This is a genomic window from Azospirillum sp. B506 (genome assembly GCF_000333595.1).
GTDB lineage: Bacteria > Pseudomonadota > Alphaproteobacteria > Azospirillales > Azospirillaceae > Azospirillum.
Map to the genome: position 1 here is coordinate 1 of NZ_BADK01001065.1, position 3,857 is coordinate 3,857.

Annotated in this window: 4 protein-coding genes and 1 pseudogene; all 5 read right to left on the bottom strand. The window is 67.2% G+C overall.

The genetic code is table 11. The features are described from left to right. Nucleotides 1–30: 30 nt before the first annotated feature. Nucleotides 31–450: an NAD(P) transhydrogenase subunit alpha gene (locus tag I71_RS41180; RefSeq protein ID WP_042704241.1), complete on the bottom strand. Its 420-nt coding sequence runs from the start codon at nt 448–450 to the stop codon at nt 31–33. Between the two features lie 13 nt (nt 451–463). Further along, on the bottom strand, nt 464–1,633 hold the full coding sequence (locus I71_RS32925) for a Re/Si-specific NAD(P)(+) transhydrogenase subunit alpha (protein ID WP_042704243.1): 1,170 nt from the start codon (nt 1,631–1,633) through the stop codon (nt 464–466). A 138-nt stretch (nt 1,634–1,771) separates the two neighbouring features. Beyond that, entirely contained in the window at nt 1,772–2,257 is a 486-nt protein-coding gene (locus I71_RS32930) for a CBS domain-containing protein (RefSeq protein WP_042704245.1), read from the bottom strand. An 88-nt stretch (nt 2,258–2,345) separates the two neighbouring features. Then, the gene (locus I71_RS32935; RefSeq protein ID WP_042704247.1) at nt 2,346–3,374 is read right to left on the bottom strand and encodes a 2-dehydropantoate 2-reductase; all 1,029 of its coding nucleotides are present in this window, start codon (nt 3,372–3,374) and stop codon (nt 2,346–2,348) included. Between the two features lie 225 nt (nt 3,375–3,599). Then, nucleotides 3,600–3,857, bottom strand: a pseudogene (locus I71_RS38630) (hypothetical protein); the annotation flags it as partial.

A 3,857-nucleotide genomic window follows, 5' to 3' on the forward strand; every position in this document is an offset into this window, starting at 1 on the left:
TGATGAGAGGGCCGACAGGTTTCCATGGTCTTACTTGCCCTTCTTCTTGAACATGGAGAGCATGCGCTGGGTCACCAGGAAGCCGCCGAAGATGTTGACGGATGCCAGGATGACGGCGAGGAATCCCAGGACCTTGGAGAAGCCGAACCCGGCCGGGCCGGCGGCGACGAGCGCGCCGACGATGATGACCGAGGACACGGCGTTGGTGACGGCCATCAGCGGCGAATGCAGGGCCGGGGTGACGCGCCAGACGACGTAGTAGCCGACGAAGCAGGCCAGAACGAGCACGGTCAGGCCGGTGACGAAGAAGCTGCCATGGCTGGCGGCTTCGGTCACCGGGACCGGCGACAGCTGCGCCACCTGCACGGCCAGGGCATCGACCTGATTGGTCAGCGCCGCCAGGGTCTGGCGGAACGCGGCGATGTTGCTTGCGGGATCCGGGTGTTCCATGGGATCCGCCTCCTCACGCGGGTTGCGCTTCGCGGGCGTCCGCGAAGGCAGGATGCACGATGGCGCCGTCGCGGGTCAGCGCGATGGCCTTGACGATCTCGTCGTCCCAGTTGACGGTCACGCCCGTCTCCTTGCCGTGCAGCGACGTCAGCAGCGCCAGCAGGTTCTTGGCGTACAAGAGCGACGCGCTCTCGGCGATGCGGCTGGCGTAGTTGGCATGGCCGACGATCTTCACGCCGTTGGCCGTGGTCACCACCTCGCCCAGCCTGGCGCCCTCGACGTTGCCGCCCTGCTCCACCGCCAGATCGACGATCACCGAACCCGGCTTCATCGACGCGACATGCTCCGCCGTCACCAGGATCGGCGCCTTGCGGCCGGGGATCAGCGCGGTGGTGATGACGATGTCCTGCTTCTTGATGTGCTCGGCGACCAGGGCGGCCTGCTGGCGCTTGTAGTCGTCGGACATCTCCTTGGCGTAGCCGCCGGCGGTCTCCGCCTGCTTGAACTCCTCGTTCTCGACGGCGACGAAGCTGCCGCCCAGCGACTGCACCTGCTCCTTCACCGCCGGGCGCACGTCGGTGGCCGAGACGATGGCGCCGAGGCGCTTGGCGGTGGCGATGGCCTGCAGGCCGGCGACGCCGACACCCATGATGAAGGCACGGGCCGGCGGTACGGTGCCGGCGGCGGTCATCATCATCGGGAAGGCGCGGCCATACTCGCTGGCGGCATCGACGACGGCCTTGTAGCCGGCGAGGTTGGCCTGGGAGGACAGCACGTCCATGACCTGGGCACGGGTGATGCGCGGCATGAACTCCATGGCGAAGGCGTTCACGCCGGCATCGGCATAGACCTTCACATGGTCGCGGCTGTTGTAGGGATTGAGGATGGCGAACAGCAGCGCGCCCTTACGGATCAGCGCCAGCTCGTCCTCACCACCCTCTGCCGCGATCAGCGGCCGCTGCACCTTCAGCACGATGTCGGCATCGGCCAGGGCGGACACGGCATCGGCGGCGATGGCGGCCCCCGCCGCCTCGAACGCGGCGTCGGTGATGCTGGAACCGAGACCGGCCCCGCTCTCCACCACCACATCCAGACCGAGGGTTTTGAATTTCTTGACGGTTTCGGGAGACGCGGCGACGCGGCGCTCGCCCGGGCGGCGCTCCCTGGGTATCGCGATCTTCATGTCGTTTGCTTTCGAAGGCCGGCCTTGGCGGCGGGCAAAATCTGCCCGCTTCCGGGCCAGGGCCGGATCAGGGCGGGCAAGCGCCGAAGCGGCAGGTCAGGTGGGGCGGCGAATGCGTGCCGGCCCCACCCGCAGCACTCACTGGTTGGCGACGACCGGGAAATCCCAGCCTTCCGATGCCGTGGCAGAGGACGTGGCGGCGGCCACCGGCAGCCCCTCGTCCGACAACTCCTCCAACTGGCGGCGGATCAGGTCGCGGACGCTGACGACGCCGACCAGGGTCGAGCCTTCCAGCACCGGGACGTGGCGGATGCCGTGTTCGTCCATCAGGCTCAGCACATGGCGCACGGAATCCGACGGGCTGCAGCAATAGGGATCGCGCGTCATCAGCGCCGACACCGCCTGCTCCAGGATGGCGGGACCGCGGTCGACCAGCGCGCGGACGACATCGCGTTCGGAAATGACGCCGACCACCGTGTTGCCTTCGGTGCGGCAGACGTCCTTGACCACCAGCGCACCGGTGTTCTCCGCCTTCATCAGGCGCAGCGCCGTGGTCACCGTTTCATTGATGCGCACCATGCCGATGCGCGTACCCTTCTTGCGGAGAATGTCCTCGACCTTCATGACGCTCCACCCCCCTTGAGGCGGCCGGCGCGGACCCTGTCCGGGTTTGCGCCGGCCGCGTCGCCTGACTTTGGTTGCCCTGACTTGGTTATTGGGCCGCCACCGCTTCCGGAGTGCGGGCGGAAGCCGCGGGCTGCGGCCGGCTGTAGCAGCCGGCGGTCTCGCCGCGCTGCTTCACCAGCGCCAGCACCACGTCGATGGTCGGCGTCGGCACGCCCACCATGCGGCCCATCTCCTGCACCACCGACAGCAGCGGGTCGATCTCCATCGGCCGGCCACGCTCCAGATCCTGGAGCATCGAGGTCTTGTGCGCGCCCACCGCGGCGGCGCCGTTGATGCGGCGCTCCACATCGACGCGGAAATGGACGCCCAGCTTGTCGCCGATGTCCTTGGCCTCCAGCATCATCGCCTTAGCGACGGCGCGGGTGTCGGCATCGCCGCAGATGACCTCCAGCGTGCCGTGGGTCAGCGCGCTGATCGGGTTGAAGCAGAGGTTGCCCCACAGCTTCAGCCAGATCTCGTCGCGGATGCGGTCGAGCACCGGCGCGCGCAGGCCGCCGGCCTCCATCGCCTTCGACAGGGCGACGACGCGGTCCGACTTCGAGCCGTCCGGCTCGCCGAGGGAGAATTTGTCGCCATAGACATGCTGGATGACGCCCGGCTCCACCACCTCGGTCGCCGGATAGACGACGCAGCCGATGGCGCGCTGCGGACCCAGGCCCTTCCACTGGACCGAACCGGGGTCGACGGTCTCCAGCGTACGGCCGTCGAACTCACCGCCGGTGCCGTAGAAATACCAATAGGGAATGCCGTTGACCGCGGTGACGACGGCGGTGTCGTCCCCCAGCAGCGGTTGCATCGCAGGCACGACACCGGGGACGGAGTGGGCCTTCAACGCGACGATCACATAATCCTGCGGGCCGAGTTCGGCCGGGTTGTCGGTGCAGCGGGGATGGACGACGGTCTTCTCCTCCCCCATCAGCAAGGTGACGCCGTTCTCGCGCATCGCCGCCAGATGCGCACCACGCGCCACCAGGCTGACTTCGGCGCCAGCCTGATGCAGGCGAACGCCGAGATAGCCGCCGATGGCCCCGGATCCGTAAATGCAGATCTTCATGCCGGATTCCCCTCTCCCCCGATTTCACTTTTTGAATGCTGTGGGGCTGTACGACGCCAGCCTGCCCACACCGGCCGCATCCATCGGCTGACCGGTTGCTTTGCAGCGGCATCCAACAGTCTGTCGCGCAAACTGTGTCTGGAGTTTGGTATACCACATACCGTATGTCAATGCGGAATGTGGGGGCACCGGAGAGATTGCGGAGCCGGATTCCGCCCGATCGGATCAGGCTCCCTTCGCAAAGAAGTACAGGGTCAGCATGGCACCGATGAGGACCACGACCGTCTTCAGCAGCTTCGGATCGACCCGCTTGACCCCGATGGCGCCGGCATAGCCATTGGCAATCGCCGCCGCGTTCATCGGCATCGGCGGCCGAAGAAGAAGTGCACCGATAAGTCCGCCGACGAGGCTGAGCGCGGCGAAGACCGGGACATTCCACCTGTTCCCCGGCAGCGATCTTCCGCCGGTAGGCCCAACTGCCGG